Source organism: Rubritalea sp. (assembly GCF_039830215.1).
Lineage (GTDB): Bacteria > Verrucomicrobiota > Verrucomicrobiia > Verrucomicrobiales > Akkermansiaceae > Rubritalea.
Map to the genome: position 1 here is coordinate 1 of NZ_JBDOPO010000121.1, position 3194 is coordinate 3194.

At 47.7% G+C, this 3194-nt stretch carries 1 protein-coding gene and 1 tRNA gene; both read right to left on the minus strand.

Annotation, left to right across the window (positions count from 1 at the left end; all coding sequences use genetic code 11):
- Window positions 1–1284: 1284 nt before the first annotated feature.
- Window positions 1285–1361 (minus strand) — tRNA-Cys (locus ABGY95_RS04055).
- A 71-nt stretch (window positions 1362–1432) separates the two neighbouring features.
- Window positions 1433–2749: an adenosylmethionine--8-amino-7-oxononanoate transaminase gene (bioA, locus tag ABGY95_RS04060; protein ID WP_347440427.1), complete on the minus strand. Its 1317-nt coding sequence runs from the start codon at window positions 2747–2749 to the stop codon at window positions 1433–1435.
- Window positions 2750–3194 lie beyond the last annotated feature (445 nt).

Consider the following 3194-nt stretch of genomic DNA (forward strand, 5'->3'; position numbering starts at 1 on the left):
CCAAGCCTTTTCTATGCATGGAAAAAGAAGCGCTGGGGCTGCGCAACGGACGATCGAGCCGTAGGCGAGAGCGGGAGTGGAGCAGCCACAGAGCCTTCGACCGCCGAGCTAGCCGACGAGGTACGCAGGCTGCGTTAAGAACTGGCGAAGTCGCATAGACGGGAAGAGATCTTCAAAAAGGCTGCGCTCATATTGGGAAACGACCCTCAGGACGGCATCTGCTAATCAATGATTTGAGGACACAAAACCCAAGCTATTCCGAGTCAGTACTTTGCTCCAATTTTGGTGTGTCACGCTCTGGCTATCAGCACTTCAATAGCGAGCCGATGACCCAAGCGCGAATCCAGAAAATTAGGCTAACAGCCGAAATCAAAGCCATTCACAACGATAAAAAACTACGTGTTTATGGCTCGCCTAGAATGAGATCCTAACTCAATGACAGAGGCTTTCAGTGCTGTGAAAACGCCGTTGCCAGTCTGATGCGTGAGCTTGGGATAGAAGCACGAAGAGCAATGCCATTTAAGGCTAAAACAACCAAGGTTGATCACGCTGCGAAATACAGCCCTAACAAGCTAGAAAGCCAGTGAGCAACAAGTTTTGGTCTCTGATATAACCTACATTAGAACCAAGGAAGGCTGGCTATATCTAGCAGTTGTTATGGATCTCTTCTCACGAACGATTATCGGCCATCAGACCGGCTCAGCAATGCCTGCAGAAATCGTAACCAGGAGCTTAGAGCTAGGAGTTTCAGATTGGATGCTAGACACCACCCAGACGACTTTTCACTCGGACAGAGGCATCCAGTACACAAGTCAAGCGCTCAAAGACCAGCTGGCCGTACTTGGGATGGAGCAGTCGATGTCAGCACAAGGCAATTGCTACGATAGTGCCAGCTGTGAAAGCTTCTTTAGCTCAAACAGCGCAAGCTCATGCTAGACTGCGGCTATTTCGAAAGCAGCAGAGAAGCTCGACTCGCCTTGTTTGAGCACATTGAAGGGTACTACAATACTCAGCCTAAGCACAGCTCGTTAGGCAACCTATCCCCAATGCAGTTCCTAGCTACATTCCAACCTTGAAAAAGCAGCCTAACTAACCTAAGCAATAATCAAGATACTCCCTGTACGAAATTCGTGGGGAAGCTCATAAAAATTTACTAAAAAAAACAGTGCTTTTGGGTGCATTTCACAACATTTACGTAATTAATTTGCCTTATTAAACACGAATAAAAAAAGCCTCGACCCATTGGATATAAGGACTGAGGCTATAATTATTAGGTAAATATACTGGAGGCGGAGGCGGGATTCGAACCCGCGAATACAGATTTTGCAAACCCGCGCCTTAGACCACTTGGCCACTCCGCCATCAGTATAGATACGCTGAAGGAGAACCTTCAGTGCGGGGATTTGATAACTCTACGAGCCCCTCCTGTCAACTACTCAATGGCAATGTTTTTACGCACATCTGAGAAAACTTGAGTAATCCCTTGAGCAATAGCAGCAAAGGAAAGTTCAATTTCTTCTATGGTAATGCTGAGAGGGGGTAAAAAGACGATAGTATCGAGCACTGGGCGTGTGAGCAGGCCAAATTTGCGTGCGGCTAGGCAGACTTTTTCTCCGATCCGTAGGTCTTTTGCATACGGTGATCCATCGCTTTGGCGTAATTCTATACCTGAGACCATCCCGCATTGGCGGGTTTGCCACACTTCTGGCTGTGAGTACTCTAGCTGCTGGAGGGATTGCTTTAGGCACTCAATTTTCAATGGGAGTTGCTCGAGGACCTTATCACTGGAGAATAGGTCTAAAGAAGCGATTGCAGCGGCACAACCTAGAGGATTCGCGGTGTAGCTATGGCCGTAGTAAAAAGCATTTTCACGTCCCCCGCTGAATCCATCATAAATTTCTTCACGTACCATGGTAGCGGCCATCGGCAGATAGCCAGCAGTGAGGCCTTTGGCTAAGCAGAGAAAATCCGGCACGACTTGCTCCTGCTGGCAGGCAAACATGGTGCCGGTGCGGCCAAATCCGGTCATGACTTCGTCTAAGATCAGATGAATCCCCTGCTCTTGGGTGAACTCACTGAGTTCGGAAAGCATGCCCTGTGGCCAGACGAGCATTTGATTCACTCCTTGAACTAATGGCTCTATCACAACTCCAGCCACTCTATCAAGATGCTCTAAAGCTCGTAGTTCGTCGATGTCGCGAACGAAGCGGACAGTCATGCCAAATTTCCGAAAGCGGGAGAAAAAGGCTTCAACTCCCCCGAGAGATGCTGCGCCCATTGTGTCACCGTGGTAACAATTGATAAAGGCCACGAACTCACAGCGCTCTGGCTGGTTAGTCTGCATTCTATACTGCAGAGCCATTTTTAGTGCACACTCAATAGCTGTGGAACCGTCATCAGAAAAGAAGGTGCGTGACAGCGTGCTGCCTGAGAAGAAGTCAGCTAACCTAGCAGCCAACTCGGCAGCCAAAGGGTGCGAATAACCTAGAAACGAAGTATGAGCCACATTGCCGAGCTGAGCAGACAGAGCGGCATTGAGCTGCGGGTGCGCGTGGCCGTGGATATTGGTCCAGATCGAGGAATTCCCATCGATATAACGATTGCCGTTTGCGTCAGTGAGCCAGACACCATCGCCAGAGACAAGCATCACGGGTTCGTGCTCAGGTTTAGTCCATGCATCTTGGGCGGTAAAAGGGTGCCAGCAATGCGCCTTATCCTTGACTATCCAGTCTGCAAGTTCCTCATTCATTTATCTGCATGAGTATGCAAATTTCTATGGTCTAGCAAACCTAATTGGATCCATAGCTTTAGATTTGTTCTCTTAAAGTTCCTTCACTTGCACATTTCTTTTCGGATCAAAGGTTGTTTTGTGTTGGGTGAATCTGACTCGCTGATGAGCTGGTCTTGAAAAATTGAACAGGTTACTAAGTCAAAATACGATAAAGTAACCAATGAAAAGAAGACGTACATGTAGAGCAAGATTTGACAGCAACGTTGCTATCGGGACGCTGCCTATGCTGCTGCCGTTCCATGAGATAGCCAACAAATATCAGATTCACATCAATCTTTTAACTTATGAATGGGGCGGAAAATTAGGCAGCATAGGATATTTTTGATGAGTTGAAGTATTTCTGAATCCTCGTCTGCCTCTTAGCCAAACTCCTGACTTGAGTTTTAACCTGCTCCTTGAATTT

Coding starts and splice junctions, on each gene's coding strand:
- bioA (WP_347440427.1), bottom strand. CDS start 2,749: ATGAATGAGGAACTTGCAGACTGGATAGTCAAGGATAAGGCGCATTGC.